A 17,790-nucleotide genomic window follows, 5' to 3' on the forward strand; every position below is an offset into this window, starting at 1 on the left:
TTTTACTTTTCGGCCAAACGCGACCAGAAAAGGCTTGCTTTTTGGACCCAAGTTGGCGTAGCTGACTCTCAGGCGTCAGAAGAAAGTTTTTCCAACGCAAAAGGAGAAAGAACATGAAACGTTTTGCTCTCGTAGCCCTGGTAGCCGCCCTGCTGTTCAGCGTGGTCTCCAGCGCCTCCGCCACCGAACTGAAAGTTCGCGGCAACATTGACATGTACGGCATGTGGTCCGCCAACCTGGTCGACCACGATTCCGACGTCAAAGACGGTGACAACTATTTCACCAACCAGCGCATGCGCACCTACTTTGACTACGTTGCCAACGAGAACCTGAAGGCCGTCCTGGGCCTGGAAATCGATAACAACTGGGGCCAGGGCACTAGCGCTGATTGGGGCACCGACGGCAAGGGCAACATCGAAGTCAAGCACGCCTACTTGGACTTCACCATCCCGGACACCACCGTCAACGTCAAAGGCGGTCTGCAGTACGTGGCTCTGCCCAGCGTGTTCGGCAACCCCGTTTTTGAAGACGACGCAGCTGCGATCACTGTCGGTGCCCAGATCAACGACATGTTCGGCATGACTGTTGGCTACTCCCGCGGTGCGGACAAGACCACGAACGTCGATAACAAACTTCTCGGCGACGGCGCTGATAACGACAACATTGACATGGCTTTCATCGCGGCTCCTGTGACCCTCGATGGATTCAGCATCGCCCCCTACTTTGCCTACGCCTGGGTTGGCGACAACGCATACACTACCGACCAGCAGCAGGCTTCTTCCTACGCTGCCGGCGACCTCCTCACCAATGCCGACGGCGATGCCACCATTTGGGTCGCCGGCGCAAACGCCGAACTGACCATGTTCGATCCGCTGACCTTCGCCGCCGACCTGATCTACGGCGCTGGCAATGCCGACGACTATGACACCAAGGGCTGGTACGCCGCCCTGGCCGCCTCCTACAAGATGGACTTCATGACCGCCACCCTGTTCACTACCTACGCAACCGGTGCCGACGAAGAAGCTGACCAAGACGACTACCTGCCGACCCTGGCCGAAGGCTGGGGCCTGACTCCCTATGTCGGCGGCGTGCGCGCTTTCAGCACCTCTTATGACTCCTTCGGTACCGACGCCTTGGGCGTTGGCTCCGACGGTACTGGCCTGTGGACCGTCGGCGTTGTGTTGGACAAGATCTCCTTTGTTGAGAAACTGTCCCACAAGCTGGTAATCGCCTACGCTAAGGGTACGGCTGATGAAGACGCCGCCTTTGCTACCCTTAATGCTGATGGCAGCGTAAAGGACCGTCTGGCCTTCACTGAAGAAGACAGCCTGTGGGAAGTGTACGTGGTCAACAAATACATGATCTACGAGAACCTTGCCGCCATCAACGAACTGAGCTACTTCAAGGCTTCTAGCGAACTGTATGAAGACGCCACCGGTGACGACCTGGATGCTTCTTACTTCGCCACCATCGGATTCCAGTACAAGTTCTAATTTAGGTTTTCACGCCTGACGCCGAAAAGGCCGGAGTCGCAAGCTCCGGCCTTTTTCATTTCTGCCTGGCATTCATCAATGGTGAACGCGAAAGCTCGTCATTCATGCCTGATGAAGGGTTTGACTTTTTAAAGGTTCGCGGCATAGGTATCTGGCGTTGAATGATTCGGCTCCCTGGGAGAACGATGGGTTCCCGCCTTTGCGGGAATGACACCTGGCGGTGCGCCAAGCTTCTGTCATTCCCGTGAATACGGGAATCCATGCTTTTGTTCACCTTACGGACCATCCACTCCGAAACACGTTGCGAGAGCGTCCATGCCTCTGAAATCCATATCCTACTCCATCCCTGCCGACTGGCCGGACATCTCCTCCTGGCTGTCTCGGCGCGATGCGGCCGAGGACAATGTCGAGCCGCTGGTGCGCGATATCCTGGCTAAGGTCCGGAAAACCGGCGACGACGCCGTAGCCGAATACACCCGGCGCTTCGACTGCCCAACCATGTCTGCGGACGACCTGCGTGTCCCCCATTCCGACATTACCGCAGCTCTAGGGCAAATTCCCGCCTCCGACGCGGACATCATCCGCGAGGCTGCGGCCAACATCCGCGACTTTCACCAGCGCCAGAAGCAGAACTCCTGGATCACCACGCCGGCCCCCGGCACCACCCTGGGCCAACTCGTCCTGCCAGTGGACCGGGCCGGGCTGTACGTGCCCGGTGGCCAGGGCGGCGAGACGCCCCTCATTTCAAGCCTGCTCATGAACGCCATCCCGGCCCAGGTCGCGGGCGTACGGACGGTCTGCGCGGTCAGCCCGCCGCGCAAGGACGGAAGCCTCAACCCCTACATCCTGGCCACGGCGGCCATTCTCGGCATCGAAAATGTCTTCGCCTGCGGATCGGCCTGGGCCATCGCCGCCCTGGCCTACGGGACCCGGAGCATCCCACGCGTGGACGTCATCGCGGGGCCTGGCAACATCTTCGTGACCACGGCCAAGCGCCTGCTGGTGGGCCATGTCGGCATCGACATGATCGCTGGTCCCAGCGAAATCGCCATCCTGGCCGATTCCTCGGCCGACCCCGCATGGCTGGCCGCCGACATGCTCTCCCAGGCCGAACACGACCCTCTGGCATCGAGCCTCCTGGTCTCGCCCGACGCCGAACTGCTTGCCGCGGTGCGCAAGGAGCTCGAAATCCAGCTTCCGGCCCTGCCGAGGAACACCATCGCCGCCAAGTCCCTGTCCGAGTGGAGCGCCCTCATCCATGTCCCGGACCTGCAGACCGGCCTGGATTTCATCAACCGCCTGGCGCCCGAGCATTTCGAACTGAGCGTGGCCGACCCGTGGGCCTGGGTCGGTAGCGTGCGCAACGCCGGGGCCGTGTTCATGGGCCACAGCACGCCCGAACCCGTGGGCGACTATTTCGCCGGGCCCAACCACGTGCTGCCGACCCTGTCCACGGCGCGCTTCTCATCGGCCCTTTCGGTGGAAACGTTCTGCAAGAAGACGAGCCTCATCAGCACTGACCAGGCCTACATCGGCGCCAACGGCGCCAAGGTGGCCCGCCTGGCCCGCCTCGAAGGCCTCGAAGCCCACGCCCGCAGCGTGGAACAACGACTGGAGAAACCATGAACATCATCACCAAGACCAGCATCCGCGAGTACCCGCTTCTTTCGCGCGGCAAAGTCCGCGACATATACGAGATCGACCCGCAGACGCTTTTGATCGTCACCACGGACCGCATGTCGGCCTTCGACGTGATCATGAACGAGCCCATCCCCTACAAGGGCGTGGTCCTCAACCAGATCACCCTGTACTGGATGGCTGCCTGCAAGGATCTGGTCCGCAACCACCTTCTGGCCACGGACGTGCGCGACTTCCCCGCCGCCCTGGCCCCCCACGCCGGGGACCTCGAAGGCCGGGCAGTCATCGTGCGCAAGGCCAAGCCCCTGCCCATCGAGTGCATCGTGCGCGGCTACCTGACGGGCTCGGGCTTCAAGGATTACAAGGCCACGGGCACCGTCTGCGGCTACAAGATCCCGGCCGGGCTGGTCGATTCCGACAAGCTGGAAACGCCCCTGTTCACGCCGTCCACCAAGGCGGACCTGGGCGCCCACGACGAGAACATCACCCTGGCCGACGCCAAGTCGCGCATCGGCGAGGGGCTGCTCAAAAAGATCCAGGAACTGTCCCTGGCCATCTACTCCCGCGGCCGCGACCTGGCCGCCGAGCGCGGCATCATCATCGCCGACACCAAATTCGAGTTCGGCCTGGACGGCAAGGACATCCTGCTCATCGACGAAGTCATGACGCCGGACTCCTCCCGCTTCTGGCCTGCTGACAAGTACGTACCCGGACAGTCCCAGCCCAGCTTCGACAAGCAGTACCTGCGTGACTGGCTGAGCGGAACCGGCTGGGACAAAACCCCGCCGCCGCCGACGCTGCCCGCCGAGGTCATCGCGGAAACGCAGAAAAAATACCTGGAAGCGTACGAACTGCTCACAGGCACCCCCTTGCAATTGCCGTAAGGCGCAACCAACCGGAGAAGACACATGCTCGTTCAAGGGAAAAAGGCCCTCATTTTCGGCGTGGCCAACGACAAGAGCATCGCCTACGCCATTGCCAAGGAACTGAAAGACAACGGCGCGTCCATCGCCCTCAGCTATGCCGGCGAAGCCCTGAAGAAGCGGGTCGAGCCCATCCATGAGGAACTGGGCAGTGACTTCCTGTTCCAGTGCGATGTCTCCAGCGACGCGGCCATCGCTGAGTCCGCGGAGATCGTGAAGGAGCAGTGGGGGAATTTCGACATCCTCGTGCACTCCGTGGCCTTTGCCAACCGCGACGACCTCAAGGGCCGCTACGTGGACACCTCGCGCGACGGCTTCCATCTGGCCATGGACATCTCGGCCTACTCCCTGGTGGCACTGTGCAAGGCCTTCGACCCCCTGCTGAACGACAACGGATCGGTCATGGCCATGACCTACTACGGGGCGGAAAAGGTCATCACCAACTACAACGTCATGGGCGTGGCCAAGGCCGCCCTGGAATGCAGCGTGCGCTACTTGGCCATGGACCTGGGCGAACGCGGCATCCGCGTCAACGCCATCAGCGCCGGTCCCCTGAAGACCCTCGCCTCCTCGGGCATCTCGGGCTTCAAGACCATCCTGGCCACCATCGAGGAACGCGCCCCCCTGCGCCGCAACATCATCCAGGAGGATGTAGGCAAGACCGGCCTCTTCCTGGCCTCGGACCTGTCCCGCGCCATCACGGGCGAGGTCATCTACGTGGACTCGGGCTACAACATCATGGGCATCTGAGGATCGCCGGACGCACAGGCAACCCCTTCCCGCTGAAGGGGTTTTTTGTTGCAGGCACTTGCCGCCATATCCAAAGACAACCGTCGCAGTAAAATACGCCTTTTCCGGAGCTCTGCATGACTTCGTCGCAAACATCCATCGCAGCCATGCCCACGCGCGGGTTTGCTGTTCTCTTCCTGGCCTTTCTCCTGTCAGGCATGTGCGCCCTGGCCTACCAGGTGGTCTGGGCCAGAATGCTGTCCCTCGTTTTCGGCAGCACCAACCAAGCCATATCCACGGTTTTGGCAGTCTTCATGCTGGGCTTGGCCTTGGGAAGCCATCTTGGCGCACGAATCAGCAGGCGCGGGAAGAATCTCGGCAGAATCTACGGCGTTCTGGAAATTGCGCTCGGAGTCTATGCTCTCGCATTTCCTCTGATCATCTCGACCGCGGAAACGATCCATGCCTCCATTTTTGCCGCATCCCACGGAAGCGCACTGTCCCTTGCCCTATACCGTTTCATCATTGCCCTGATATTGCTGATCATTCCGACATCGCTCATGGGCGCGACTTTGCCCGTGTTGGCACAGTACGTCGAAAAGGACACGGGAAAGGCCGGCAAACGCATAGGCGTCCTGTATGCCATCAACACGTTCGGCGCTGCGCTTGGATCATTTGCCAGCGCATTCCTGTCCATTCCCTACTTCGGCCTCGACAAGACCATGTACTTTGCGGCGATCCTGAATGTGATCGTGGGCCTGACATGCGTGTTCGTTCTGCGCGACTGGTTCGTCCAACATGACGATACCCCGGCGTCACCGTCAAAAACCACGAAAAGATCCGTCACGGGAACGGAATCCCCTGATGACGGCCCGCACATCCCCTTTGCCCTTCCGATTCTCGTTCTTTTTCTTATCGGAACCGTCGGGATGCTACTCGAGAATGCCTGGAGCCACGCCCTCGTCTTGGTCTTCGGCACATCTGTGTACGCCTTTTCGACCATGCTCACGGCCTATCTCATCGGTCTTTCGGTCGGATGCTATTTCGCGGCGAAATACCTTTTGCCTTACTCTTCCGGCAAACTGCTCGCCGCCCTGCTGTTGATCGACGGCCTGGCCATACTGGCCGTCACGCCCGTCATCGGCTTTCTCCCGTCATGGTTTGTCGGAGTCTTCGGGGACATGCAGGCACAGTGGCACACGGTCATCGCCAAGGAATTCCTGGCCTGCGCCGCCCTGATGCTGATTCCGACCAGCATCGGCGGGGCCATTTTCCCCCTCTGTCTGCACACCATCGCACGCTCCAGGCAAAATCGGCACACGGGAACCGGCGTGGCCACATCCATCGCCTATATCTGGAACACGGCAGGTAGCATTTGCGGCGCCTTGGTGGCAGGTTTCGTCATCATCCCGCTGGTTGGATCCGAACGCTGCCTCATCATCGCGGCCAGCCTGACCCTGCTCGGCTCTGCCGCGGTCATTCTCGGCGCCAGACCCCGTTCGTCATTCCGTATGGCCTGGGCCGCGTGCCTCAGCCTGATCGCAGTGGCGGCTCCGATCTTTTTCACGACCTGGGATGCGACGCGCATGAATTCAGGCGTTTACGTCTATTCAAAGTTCTTTGATTCCGAAGGCGCCCTGGAAAGGGAAATGAAGAACTACGAACTGATTTTCTATAAGGAAGGCTCCGCGAGCGTAGCAGTGCTTGAATCCTCCCACGGGCACCGGTTTCTGCGAGTCAACGGCAAGACGGACGGGTCCAGCGAAGGCGACAATACCACACAGATGCTTCTGGGATACCTGCCGTACCTGTACGCAAAAAACACCGATAATGCCCTCGTTATCGGGCTCGGGACCGGAATCACATCGGCCTGCGTGCTCGACCTGCCCGTTAAGTCAGTGGAAAGCATTGAAATCTCTCCCGAAGTCGTGACTGCGGCTCGTTTCTTTTCCGCGCTGAACGAGCGCGTCTTCACCGATGCCCGTTCGACGATCCGGGTTCTCGACGGACGCACATGGCTCGCTTCCATCCCCAAAAAATACGACATGATCATTTCCGAGCCGTCGAACCCCTGGCAAACAGGCAACGCCAATCTCTTCACGGCGGATTTTTTCCGTATTGCCGGAAGCAGACTCAACGAAGGCGGCATTCTGTGCCAGTGGATTCCGTACTACAACATGGATAGCTCGCACTTCAAACTGATCATCAAATCATTGCAAAGCGTTTTTCCCTATGTCCATCTCTGGATGTCAGGAACAGACACGTTCTTGCTCAGCTCAATGCAGCCCCTCGAAATCAATGCAGAACGATTAAGACACTTGTTTGACAAATCTGATATCCGCGACAAATTTCAAGATATGAACATCGACACGCCAGGCTCTCTGCTGAGCTTCTATTATCTCGATAGCAATTCTTTGAAAACGATGACTAGCGGCGTGCAGGGTTTGAACACGGACGTGTTCCCTGTTGTCGAGTTCCATTCTCCAAAATTTTTGCTTGGTCCTAATCGCCCAGATATTTTTTTTGAGATTCTTGAAATGTCCTACGCATCGTCCCTTGAAATTTCCGACCCAGATCTGGACACAACAGCGCGCATTCTGCATCGACGCGCTTTCTTTTCTCGGTGGAGAATCCCGAACTCGGTGACGGAAAAAATGCTGAAGCGTTTACTCTACAACTGATACGCATCCTGCCTGCATGAAGACGTCACAGCAATAAGTCGTCCACCCCTTGAAGAAGGAGAGAGGACGACTTATTCAACTGTCCGAAAAAAATATTGGATTCCCGCCTTCGCAGAAATGACGTTATGCTTGCTGTACTTTCTGCTTCTCTTTGACTTTCAACGGAAAAACAGGTCGTCCGCGAAATCTCAGATCATTCCCGCGAAGACGGGAATCCATCTTCCTGCAGCCCACCGCAAACCAAATCCGACCCATACCCGCCTCAAGGTCTGTTGCCGGTGTGGCCCGTGGGTCCGTCGGCTGTCCGACTGAGCCAGGCATCGTTTGTTGAACCGTTGCCAAGCGTATTGTCCAGCCTTGCCGCGCCGCACGCAACGGTTCAACTCTACGAGGCCGGCGAAGAAATTCCGACGGACCCACGGGCCACACCGGCAACAGGCCGCCTCCCGCACGGCGACACATCCTTTTCCCCCATCCGCCAGCGCCCGCTTCGAACCGCCTTCCATACGCCGCAAACCGCATGGCCCGAACCATCTTCACCGCCGACACACCTTGCCCACTCCCCAAAGATGTTTATTCCCAAAGAGTTCAACCGCATTTCAAACCGGAGGCCACCCTTATGGAAAAAATACATGCCGTCTGCCCGAATTGCCAGACCGTGAACGCGGTCCTCACCGACCGCATCCGCCAGCACCCTGTCTGCGCCAAATGCGCAACGCCCCTCCTGCCGGCCAACCCAATCGACCTCACGGACCAGACCTTCGACCGTTTCGTCTCCCGCTCGACCCTGCCCGTCCTCGTGGACTTCTGGGCGCCCTGGTGCGGGCCGTGCAAGATGATGGGCCCGGCCTTTGCCCAGGCTGCTGCCGCTCTCCAGGGTCAGGCCGTCCTGGCCAAGATGGACACAGAGGCCCAGAGCGCTGTCCCGTCGCGCTTCGCCATCCAGTCCGTACCAAGCCTCGTCCTCTTCCGGCAGGGCCGGGAAGTAGCCCGCATGTCCGGGGCCATGCCCGCGGGCCAGATCCAAACGTGGGTGCGCCAGCATTTGTAATCCAAACAACTTCAAGAAAGCAGCACGGTTGACATTATGGCGTTTTTATTGAATAAAAATCATACAAAACGCTTTTTCAATCGCAAATGGCAACGTTCTTTCATGTACAAACTATTTTACAAATTCTTGGAACATCAACATCGCACATGAGCAGCACGCCAGGATATCACGTTGGAATATCCCTTGAACATGCATGGCGCAGACACCGCGTCTTCATGTGGGCTGTGGTTCTAACAGGCTTTTTCCTCGTTTCCTTCGTTGGCAACTTGGAACGAGGACTGCTTGAGACCACAGAAGGGCGTTACGCGGAGTGCGCCCTTGAAATGCTTTCAAGCGGCAATTTTTTGGAACCGACGCTGGACTCCGCTCCCCATTGGGCCAAACCGCCCTTGGCCTACTGGTCCATGGCCGCTGGAATGCTCGTCGCGGGGGAGAACGAGGCCGGTGCCCGTCTCGGCACCGCTCTGTCCTTCCTCGGAACGGGCCTGGTGTTGGCCTGGCTGGCATGGTCGCTCTGGGGGGAATTCGCCGCACTGACGACATTGGGTGTCTACGCCACCTCCGTTCTCCCCATTCTTGGCGCCACATTTCTGAGCACTGACATGGTGCTGACCCTCTGGGAGAGTCTGGCCGTGGCGTGCTACGTCCTTTGGGCCCTTGCTCCCGGCCAGTCCAAAAAACTGCTGTTCGCGATGTGGACGGCTTTCGGCCTGGCCTTTCTGACAAAAGGCCCGCCAGGCCTCCTGCCTCTGCTCGCCATCATCCCGTGGCATGTATGGCGGTTTCGCGATGGAAAAGTATTTCTGCCGGCCGGTCTGATGATTTTCGTAATCATCGGCTTGAGTTGGTTTGCGGCCATCATCATAAAGAGGCCGGAACTGCTCTCCTTTTTCCTCAAGGAGGAAGTTGTCGGCCGGCTGACCTCGGACGCCTTTCACAGAAACCCCGAATGGTGGAAGCCATTTGTCATCTACGTGCCTGTTCTCTTCGCCGGGCAGCTCCACTGGTTCTGGATGATGGGCAACCCTTTCAGAACATGGCAAAGCATGCCCCCGGAGCAGCGCACCTTTCTAGGACTCTGGATTGTCCTCCCTCTGGCCGTATTCTGCCTGGCCAAGAGCAGGTTGCCCCTCTACGTACTGCCGCTGTCCATCCCCATGACGATGTTCATCGCATTCGGCATTGCTCATCGCCGCGACCGCATTCCGCTTCGCCGCACTGCAGCAATCTTTGCAGGGGCGATTTTTCTTGCCATGGCCGCACGAATTCTTCTGGGCGTCCTTCCATTGCATCAGAACATGCGCGCCCTTCACGAAGCTATTCTGGCGGCAGGAGAAGGCGAGACCGTTGCGCTGGTCAAAGACAAGGCTTACGGGCTGCAATTCTACGCAGGAGGCAAACTGAGCTGGATTGGTGCTGGCAGTGGCGACAGAAAGCAAGCTCTGGACGATTTCCTTGAATCGGCGTCGGGAAAATATCGGGTTGTGGCCAAAAAGAAGGACACGGAGCTTATCGTCTCGACCCTCGCAGCAGAAGGGCTTAATGGTACGCAGGCTGAACACGCCGGGTGGGTAATCGTATCCTTCGAAAAGTGAATCCTCAGGTCTCGCGCTGTTCCTGATAATGCCAACAGGTCGGCCGGCCGAGACCAATCAACCCTCAAAGCTTATTTCCCTGTCGCGCAAATTTCTTCTTGCCAAAGAGAAGACGCTGACATAGAGACGTTTTTCCCGAACGCGGAGAGGTGGCCGAGTCTGGCTTAAGGCGCACGCCTGGAAAGTGTGTGTACCTTAACGGGTACCGGAGGTTCGAATCCTCTCCTCTCCGCCATTTTTGACAAATCAAGCGAAGCCGGGTGGCGGATGCGCTGCCAACCCCGTCAGGTCCGAAAGGAAGCAGCGGTAACAGTTGCTTCCGGGTACCCGGCTTCCCTGGCAGGTGCGAAATTTTTCGCTCCTGCCTTTTTTTTTACCCGCCTGAGGCCGCATGACGGGTCAGGCCTTTTCAATCGCCAATTTGCCATTATAATCCCTAATTGTTCGGATTTGATTTTCCGTTTTCCATCCCTTGCCCATATCGGGTACGGGACAAACCTTCTCAAGGAGGAATTGTGACAAAATTCTCAAGCCTGACAGCCGTCATTCTCGGACTGGGTCTGCTGTTGCTGACCATGCCCGACCTTGCGGACGCCAAGCGTTTGGGAGGCGGCGGCTCTTTCGGGAGCAGGCCGTCCTATTCGAGAAGCTACCAGAAGCCGACCGCGCCTTCATCCACACCGACACAACAGGCGGCTCCCGGAGCCTCCCCCATGGGAGGACGCGGGATGTTCGGTGGCATGCTCGGCGGCATGCTCATGGGCGGCCTTCTCGGCTCCCTGCTTTTCGGCGGGGGCTTCTCGGGAATTTCCTTCATCGATATCCTCCTCATCGGAGGGGGTCTTTTCCTGCTGTTCAGGTTCCTGCGCAGCCGCCAACCGATGCCCCAGACTGCCGGCGGTCCGGGGCGGGTTCACGACATGCAGCGCGGAGCCTGGGACAACCTCCGCTCCACCCCGCACCAGACGGCTTCCGCTACGGAGAATTATCCACCCGGCTTCGACGCCAAGGAATTCCTGGACGGCGCCAAGGCGGCCTACACGCGCATGCAGGCCTCGTGGGACGCGCGCGACCTGAACGACCTGAAGCAGTTCACGTCGCCCGAGGTGTTCGCCGAGATCCAGTCGCAGGCCGCGGCCGATCCGGGCCCGGGCAAGACCGAGATCCTGCTGCTTGAGGCCCGCCTTCTGGAAGTCAAGACCATCGGCAACCAGACCATCGCCACAGTCCTCTTCGACACCATGCTGCGCGAGGATTCCCCGGCGGCCCCGGCCGAACAGGTCCGCGAGGCGTGGCACTTCAGCCGCTACGAGACCGGAGGCGGCAGCCACTGGGTCGTGGAAGGCATTCAGCAACTGGAGAAATGATGGACGAGGCCTTCGAGGACGACGCCATTCCCTGCCCACTGTGTGGCAAGCCGGCGCGTATCGTGGGCAGATGAGCCGCGGCGCGCATCTCCTGCAGGTTCTGCGGGAGCGATGTCCTGGCCTCGCGATTCAAGGACGAAATTGAAGCATTCAAACAGGGGCTCTGCCGCGGAGACGACGAGCACTCCGCGCCGGGAACCTGACAACCGCAAACTTCATACCCTAAGGAATCGGAACATGAAAAAAGTCATCTCTCTGGCGGTGTTGCTGTGCTTCATTGCCGGCTCGGCCATGGCTGCGGCCCCCGAGGCGGCGCTCAAGGCCCTGAGCCTGGGCAACGAAATGTACACCCTCGAAAAGAGCCTCAAGACCAAGCCCCTGGCCATCGTGGTCATGGACGAGAGCATCGCCCAGGAACCCGCGGCGCTGTTCAATCTCGCGGCAGAACAGGTCGGTGCGGTCCGCGCCCCCTTCGGCGTCGACACGGGCCTGACCGTCAAGGCCAAGGACATCACCGCGCCGCTGATACTCGTCCTGGGTCTTGACGAAGCTTCCGTCTGGGCCGTGTACGCCAACACCCTGACCGCGTCCCCCGACCTGATCCATGCCGTGCTCAAGGGCCAGGTCACCGTCCAGGGCGCACTCCTTGACGCCGAAACCGGCGCGGTCAAGATCCTCGGTGCGCACCCGGAGCAGCAGACCATGGTCGGCCGCTACCTGCTCGGCATGCCCGCCGAAGCCCCGGCCGCTGAAAATGCCCAGGCCGCCGAGGAAACACCGGCCGCGGACAAGGCCGAGCCTGCCGAGGCCCATGCCGACGCCGCAGCACCGGCCGCAGACCATGCCGAACCCGTAGCGGCCGGTCACGACGCCCCCGCTGCCGAGGCTTCCTCCGAAGGCGGGTCCGGCTTCATGCTCATCATCCTTTTCGTCGTCGCCCTGGTCGGCGCCGTGGTCTTCCTGGACAAGGTCGTCCTCAAGGACTAGTCCGGCAAACCTGCATCAAAGCGGCGCGCGGCTTTTGTCGCGCGCCGCTTTTATATTGCTCTTCCAGTTAGAGCGCCCAGCCTATCAGTGGATACCCACTGATGTCGTTGAGCGTTGATCCGAACGCGTCGGCACAAGCGCCCGAAAAACTGGATTGCCGCGTCGAAGACTCCACGCAATGACGGGCTCCACAAAGATCCATCCAGCTTGAGCGAGTCCAGAAATGGCCTTTCGTGATTCATAATCCCATGGAGGTGCAACCCTCACGAGCCTTTTTATCCTCGCAATCCGATTATTTCTTTCAGATTTCCAAAACGTTACCTATTTACCCCACCTTTTTCCGACAAGAATCCTTGAAATACGCCCCAGGCTAGGCTAGGCTTGTGCATATTTTCCCGAGCTTTCTCCGGCCATCCGGGGGGTTCTAGCCCCCTTGCATACATCAACATGAAAAACAGGGGTTTGCCATGTTCATCAAGCGTCTTGTCCTGATCCTGCTGTTCCTTTTGGCCCCGATCGCAGCCCTGGCCTCCTCCGACGCAGCCCACCCGGTCAGCCCGGAGCAGGCGCTGCAGATGCTGAGCGAAGGCAACCTGCGTTTCGCCCTGGGCCAGTCCACCCACCCCAACACCAGTTTCTCCCGCCGTCTGGTGACCACCACCGACGGCCAGGCGCCTTTCGCCACGGTCATCGCCTGTTCCGACTCCCGCGTGCCCGTCGAGATTCTCTTTGACCAGGGCGTGGGCGATCTCTTCGTCATCAAGGTGGCCGGCAACGTGGCCGACACGGACGAGATCGGGTCCGCCGAGTACGGTGTGGACCATCTCGGCACGCCCGTGCTCATGGTCCTCGGGCACACCTACTGCGGCGCAGTCACGGCCGTGACCACCGGCGCCGAAGTCCACGGCAGCATCCCCAAGCTGGTGGACAACATCGTGCCCGCCGTGGAGAAGGCCAAACACGAGCATCCCGGAGCCGAACAGGCCGAACTCATAAACGCCGCCATCGAGGCCAACGTCTGGCAGGCTGTGGACGACATCATGACCAAGAGCCACGCCATCGCCGAACGCGCCGCCGCGGGCAAGGTCGTTGTGGTCGGGGCCATCTACGACATCCTGACGGGCAAGGTACGCATCATCGAACGCACCGAAGCGGCTCCGGCTGCCGCCCACGCGGCCCCCGAGGCCCACGCGGAAGCGGCCGCAACCGGGAAGGAAACCGCTGCTCATGACGACAAGGCTCCGGCCGAAAAGCACGCCGAGCCCGCCAAGGCGGAAAAGAAGGCCGAGGAGCATGCCGCCCCCGCCGCAAAGGATGCCGCCCATGACGAAAAGGCAGCGGCCCACGCCGAGGACGGGTCATCCGGCGGCGGCTTCGGTTTCTTCTCCTTCGTCATCTTCGTCCTGCTGCTCATCGGAGCGGTCTTCATTCTGGACAAGAAGGTCCTGAACCCGGAAGAAAAGTAAGGAAACAACCCGGCCCGGCCGGGTTTTCCTTTTCCGGCCCGGCAACACGCAAACCTCGGACACACGCCATGACCACCTGCGACGAAATCATCCGCCTGACCCAGGACCTGATCCGCATCCCCTCCATGCACTCGCGGCCGGAGGAAATCATGCGCTGCGCGGACTTCGTCGTGGGTTGGTGCGGGCGGCAGGACATCGCCGCGCGAAAGATCGTGCACGGGGGGACCCCGTCGGTCCTCGTCATGCCCGGAGCACACGCCCGCCTGCTGCTCATGACCCATATCGACGTGGTGGACGCGCCCGAGGAGCTTTTTTCGCCGCGCATCGAGGGAGACAGGCTCCTCGGGCGCGGGGCCATCGACGACAAGTACGCCGTGGCCCTGTCGCTGGTTCTGTTCCGTGACAGGTTGCGGGCCCTGGAACGAAGCGGCCTGTCCCAGGCCGACATGGCTCTGGGCCTGCTCATCACCGGGGACGAGGAGACGGGCGGGGAAAACGGGGCGGCGCGGGCTCTGGAAGGGATCGACGCGGACTTCGCCATCGCCCTCGACGGCGGCGGCCCGGAACGGATCGTGACCCGCGAGAAGGGCGTCATCGACATCCTGCTGACGGCCACGGGCAAGGCCGCCCACGGCGCCCGGCCGTGGCTCGGGCTCAACGCCATCGACACGCTGCTCGAAGACTACGGGCGCATCCACGAGCTTTTCGGTGGCGACGACGGCCCCGACCACTGGCACCGCACCGTCAACTTCGGGAAGATTCGGGCCGGGGAATCCATCAATCAGGTTCCAGACACGGCCCAGGGCTGGTTCAACATACGCTTCACCGAGGACGACGAACCGCGCCGCCTGGTCGAGGCCATAACCGAACGGGTGCGCAGCAGGGTCGACGTCCTCTCGGTCATCCCGGTCTTCGCTTCGCCGCCTTCGCCCATGACCGACATCCTGCTCGACACCGCCCCCGGCGCAGTCCTGACCCGCGAGCACGGCGCCAGCGACGCGCGCCACCTCATGGACCGCGGAATCCCCGGCGCCATCTGGGGGGCCGAGGGCTTCGGCACCCAGCATGGCCTCGGCGAATGCGTGTCCATCGCCTCCATCGCGAAACTCCACGGCCGGCTGTCGCTCCTGTGCGACCGTCTCGAGTCGGACGGGAGCAAATAATTTCTCTCCACACTTGTCCGCAGGGTCTGCATAGGCTAGAAAGGGCATGATTCAGCCCGAATCCGGAGTCGCTCATGAGCCGCCTGCTGCAGATTCTGACCCTCATCCTCCTTTGCCCCGGCATGGCGGCAGCCCAGGGGAAGACGCTGGCCGTCGGCGTGGCGTCGGGCTTCCCGCCCTACCAGTTCGCGGTCGATGGACAGCCTGCCGGCTTCGACGTGGACGTGGCCAGGGCCGTGGCGGCCCGTCTCGGGATGGAGGCGCGCTTTGTCCAAGGCGATTGGGACAGCGTGGTCAGCATGCTGCGCATCGGCCGCATCGACATCATCGCGGGCATGGAAGTCAACGAGTTCCGTCTGGCCTATTTCGACTTCACCGCTCCCTACTCCAGGCGCCACGATGCGGTCTTCGTCCCGGCGAACAGCACGGCGTCCGGGGTGGAGGACCTGTTCGGCCGCATCATCACCGGGGACCGGCACTCATATGTGGAACTGCTCTGGAGGAAGGAAGGCATCCTCTCGCGCATCCGCGTCACCCAGACCAAGACCAAGGAGGATGCCTTGCGCCTCCTGGCCGAAGGAAAGACCGCGGCGGCCATCATGCCCCTTGAGGTGGGACGGTATCTGGCCCGGGAATCGGGCACGGGCGTGAAGGTCCTGACCACACCGGACCCGGGCTCCGACGTAGCCATCGCCCTGCGCAAGGACCGGAACCGCCTGCAGGTGGACATGGACGCGGCCCTCGCGGCCATGCAGACCTCAGGGGAACTGGACTCCCTGGCCAGGAAATGGTTCTCGCCGCCCGACCCCGGCAAACCGGCGAGGCCCTGAGTCCAAGCCGCCGAAACGGATCAGCTTTCCCGCGCGTTGATGACCGTGATCTGGTCGTTGAGCGTCCAGAAATCGTAGACATACCCGATCAGAAAGAACCCGCCCGTCAGCATGTACAGGATCCCCGTGATCCATTTGCCCATGTACATGCGATGCACCCCGAAAAGCCCCAGAAAGGTCAGCAGAATCCAGGCCAGGGAGTAGTCGATGCGCCCGGGCCGGAAACGCAAGCTGGCGTTTCTGACCATGGACGGGATGAGGAAGAGGTCCACGATCCAGCCGATGAAGAATAGACCCAGGGTGAAAAAGTAGACGGTCCCGGAAATGGGCTTGCCATAGTAGAAACGGTGCGATCCCGTGAACCCGAAGATCCAGAGCAGATACCCCATGAAGGTGCTGTGCGTGTCGACCATGGTTCCCTTGGGCATGGTTGCCTCCTGTTGATGTGCGGTTTGCAAGGCGCGTGCGTGTCCGAATATGCAGGCGAAACGCGGGGATGCCCCGCCCGCCATGACCTTGTTGACCTTTTTTGAACAAAAGGCAATGATCCCGGTACTTCCCATTCACAAGGACACACCGCGACAATGATCAACTCACAGCGACTGACCGACACCTTTCTCGACCTGGCCCGCATCGACAGCCCCTCCCTGCACGAAAAGGCCGTGGCCGACCATCTCTGCGCCCTGCTCGCGGGGCGGGGTTACGATATCCGCGTGGACAACGCCGGCGAGATCATCGGCGGGGACACGGGCAACGTCATCGTCCGCGTACCGGCCACGGGGCCGGGCGAGGCCATCGCCTTCTCGGCGCACATGGACTGCGTGCCGCCTTGCATCGGCGTGGAGCCGGTGCTGAATGACGGCGTCATCCGCGCGGCCGGCAACACGGTCCTGGGCGGCGACGACAAGGCGGGCATCGCCGCCATCCTGGAGGCCCTGTTCCACCTGGAGGAGGAGAAAATCCCGCACCCCGAGCTGTACCTGCTCTTCACCGTCTGCGAGGAAGCGGGCATGTTCGGGGCCAAGAACCTGGACTTCTCGCGCATCAAGGCCCACGAGGTCGTGGTCCTGGACGCCGGCGGGGACGTCGGCACCATCATCGTCCGCGCGCCGAGCAAGGCCGGCATCAGCGTGACCTTCCACGGCCGCAGCGCTCACGCGGGCATCGAGCCGGAAAAAGGCATCAGCGCCATCCAGCTGGCCGCCCACGCCGTGAGCCACATGCGCCTGCTGCGCATCGACGAGGAGACTGTGGCCAACCTCGGACGCATCGAAGGCGGCGGGCAGACCAACATCGTCCCGGACTGCGTGACCCTCACGGGCGAAGCCAGGTCCCAGACGAACGCCAAGCTCATGGCCCAGATCGAGCACATGCGCCTGTGCTGCGTCAAAGCCGTGGAGGAGCTCGGCGGCAGCTTCGACTTCAGCCACGAAATCTCCTACCCGGCCATGGACGTCCCGGCCCACAGCATGCTCCTGCACCGCGCCCTGCACGCCTGCAACGACCAGAACCTGACCTGCGCGGTCAAGGGCACGGGCGGCGGCAGCGACGCCAACGTCTTTGCGGGGCAGGGTCTGTCCTGCATCAACCTCGGCATCGGCATGAGCCGCGTGCATACCACCGACGAGTTCGTCCTCGTCGAAGACATGCTCAAGGCCGCGCGGCTGACGGCGGCGCTGATGCAGCGTTAGGAGACTGCGTTTTTGATCGAAGACGATTGCCGATGCGAAGGCGCTCCGCTCCACCACGTGTCATCCTTGCGAAGGCGGGGATCCAGTGTTTTCAGCATGCCGGAAAAAGGCATGGATCCCCTCCTTCGCGGGGATGACTTCTCATGATATCTCAGGCTGTTTGCAGTATTCTTCCG

General features: G+C 60.9%; 14 protein-coding genes, 1 tRNA gene and 1 other RNA gene. 15 read left to right on the forward strand and 1 reads right to left on the reverse strand.

Annotated elements, in window-relative coordinates; all coding sequences use genetic code 11:
* Positions 1-113 precede the first annotated feature (113 nt).
* The 14 genes from G394_RS0106755 to G394_RS0106815 all read left to right on the forward strand — a co-directional run bounded on the left by G394_RS0106755 (position 114) and on the right by G394_RS0106815 (position 15,923).
* Positions 114-1,493, forward strand: coding sequence for an outer membrane homotrimeric porin (locus G394_RS0106755; protein WP_028577011.1), 1,380 nt, complete (start codon positions 114-116; stop codon positions 1,491-1,493).
* A 315-nt stretch (positions 1,494-1,808) separates the two neighbouring features.
* Entirely contained in the window at positions 1,809-3,119 is a 1,311-nt protein-coding gene (gene hisD, locus G394_RS0106760; protein ID WP_028577012.1) for a histidinol dehydrogenase, read from the forward strand.
* Positions 3,116-4,015 (forward strand): phosphoribosylaminoimidazolesuccinocarboxamide synthase, encoded by a 900-nt coding sequence (locus G394_RS0106765; protein WP_028577013.1) that lies wholly within the window; start codon positions 3,116-3,118, stop codon positions 4,013-4,015. Before hisD ends, G394_RS0106765 begins: the two co-directional genes overlap by 4 nt.
* A 24-nt stretch (positions 4,016-4,039) precedes the next feature.
* On the forward strand, positions 4,040-4,804 hold the full coding sequence (locus G394_RS0106770) for an enoyl-ACP reductase FabI (RefSeq protein WP_028577014.1): 765 nt from the start codon (positions 4,040-4,042) through the stop codon (positions 4,802-4,804).
* Positions 4,805-4,920: 116 nt separating this feature from the next.
* Complete coding sequence (locus tag G394_RS0106775) at positions 4,921-7,464, forward strand: fused MFS/spermidine synthase (RefSeq protein ID WP_028577015.1); 2,544 nt, start codon at positions 4,921-4,923, stop codon at positions 7,462-7,464.
* Positions 7,465-8,083: 619 nt separating this feature from the next.
* Entirely contained in the window at positions 8,084-8,515 is a 432-nt protein-coding gene (gene trxC, locus G394_RS0106780) for a thioredoxin TrxC (RefSeq protein ID WP_028577016.1), read from the forward strand.
* A gap of 146 nt (positions 8,516-8,661) precedes the next feature.
* Positions 8,662-10,110, forward strand: coding sequence for an ArnT family glycosyltransferase (locus G394_RS0106785; RefSeq protein ID WP_169725540.1), 1,449 nt, complete (start codon positions 8,662-8,664; stop codon positions 10,108-10,110).
* Positions 10,111-10,253: 143 nt separating this feature from the next.
* A tRNA-Ser gene (locus G394_RS0106790) sits at positions 10,254-10,345 on the forward strand.
* A 12-nt stretch (positions 10,346-10,357) separates the two neighbouring features.
* An RNA gene (gene ffs / locus G394_RS20705) (signal recognition particle sRNA small type) lies at positions 10,358-10,453 on the forward strand.
* Between the two features lie 172 nt (positions 10,454-10,625).
* A complete protein-coding gene (locus tag G394_RS0106795; protein WP_028577018.1) occupies positions 10,626-11,477 on the forward strand; it encodes a Tim44 domain-containing protein in 852 nt (283 codons plus the stop codon).
* Positions 11,478-11,714: 237 nt separating this feature from the next.
* Entirely contained in the window at positions 11,715-12,464 is a 750-nt protein-coding gene (locus tag G394_RS21145; RefSeq protein WP_043774984.1) for a hypothetical protein, read from the forward strand.
* Positions 12,465-12,931: 467 nt separating this feature from the next.
* A complete protein-coding gene (locus G394_RS18285) occupies positions 12,932-13,930 on the forward strand; it encodes a carbonic anhydrase (protein WP_156902499.1) in 999 nt (332 codons plus the stop codon).
* Between the two features lie 68 nt (positions 13,931-13,998).
* Positions 13,999-15,093: a M20 family metallopeptidase gene (locus tag G394_RS18290; protein ID WP_051307011.1), complete on the forward strand. Its 1,095-nt coding sequence runs from the start codon at positions 13,999-14,001 to the stop codon at positions 15,091-15,093.
* Between the two features lie 74 nt (positions 15,094-15,167).
* Entirely contained in the window at positions 15,168-15,923 is a 756-nt protein-coding gene (locus G394_RS0106815) for a transporter substrate-binding domain-containing protein (RefSeq protein ID WP_028577019.1), read from the forward strand.
* A gap of 20 nt (positions 15,924-15,943) precedes the next feature.
* Here the strand turns inward: G394_RS0106815 and G394_RS0106820 are convergent, their stop codons facing one another.
* Positions 15,944-16,351 (reverse strand): NINE protein, encoded by a 408-nt coding sequence (locus G394_RS0106820; RefSeq protein ID WP_028577020.1) that lies wholly within the window; start codon positions 16,349-16,351, stop codon positions 15,944-15,946.
* Positions 16,352-16,507: 156 nt separating this feature from the next.
* Here G394_RS0106820 and G394_RS0106825 point away from each other — a divergent pair, with 156 nt between their 5' ends.
* Complete coding sequence (locus G394_RS0106825) at positions 16,508-17,614, forward strand: M20/M25/M40 family metallo-hydrolase (protein WP_028577021.1); 1,107 nt, start codon at positions 16,508-16,510, stop codon at positions 17,612-17,614.
* Positions 17,615-17,790: the final 176 nt, after the last annotated feature.

Source organism: Desulfomicrobium escambiense DSM 10707 (assembly GCF_000428825.1).
Lineage (GTDB): Bacteria > Desulfobacterota > Desulfovibrionia > Desulfovibrionales > Desulfomicrobiaceae > Desulfomicrobium > Desulfomicrobium escambiense.

Coding starts and splice junctions, on each gene's coding strand:
- G394_RS0106770 (WP_028577014.1), top strand. CDS start 4,040: ATGCTCGTTCAAGGGAAAAAGGCCCTCATTTTCGGCGTGGCCAACGAC.
- G394_RS0106755 (WP_028577011.1), top strand. CDS start 114: ATGAAACGTTTTGCTCTCGTAGCCCTGGTAGCCGCCCTGCTGTTCAGC.
- G394_RS18290 (WP_051307011.1), top strand. CDS start 13,999: ATGACCACCTGCGACGAAATCATCCGCCTGACCCAGGACCTGATCCGC.
- G394_RS0106825 (WP_028577021.1), top strand. CDS start 16,508: ATGATCAACTCACAGCGACTGACCGACACCTTTCTCGACCTGGCCCGC.
- G394_RS18285 (WP_156902499.1), top strand. CDS start 12,932: ATGTTCATCAAGCGTCTTGTCCTGATCCTGCTGTTCCTTTTGGCCCCG.
- G394_RS0106815 (WP_028577019.1), top strand. CDS start 15,168: ATGAGCCGCCTGCTGCAGATTCTGACCCTCATCCTCCTTTGCCCCGGC.
- G394_RS0106820 (WP_028577020.1), bottom strand. CDS start 16,351: ATGCCCAAGGGAACCATGGTCGACACGCACAGCACCTTCATGGGGTAT.
- G394_RS0106775 (WP_028577015.1), top strand. CDS start 4,921: ATGACTTCGTCGCAAACATCCATCGCAGCCATGCCCACGCGCGGGTTT.
- G394_RS21145 (WP_043774984.1), top strand. CDS start 11,715: ATGAAAAAAGTCATCTCTCTGGCGGTGTTGCTGTGCTTCATTGCCGGC.
- trxC (WP_028577016.1), top strand. CDS start 8,084: ATGGAAAAAATACATGCCGTCTGCCCGAATTGCCAGACCGTGAACGCG.
- hisD (WP_028577012.1), top strand. CDS start 1,809: ATGCCTCTGAAATCCATATCCTACTCCATCCCTGCCGACTGGCCGGAC.
- G394_RS0106785 (WP_169725540.1), top strand. CDS start 8,662: ATGAGCAGCACGCCAGGATATCACGTTGGAATATCCCTTGAACATGCA.
- G394_RS0106765 (WP_028577013.1), top strand. CDS start 3,116: ATGAACATCATCACCAAGACCAGCATCCGCGAGTACCCGCTTCTTTCG.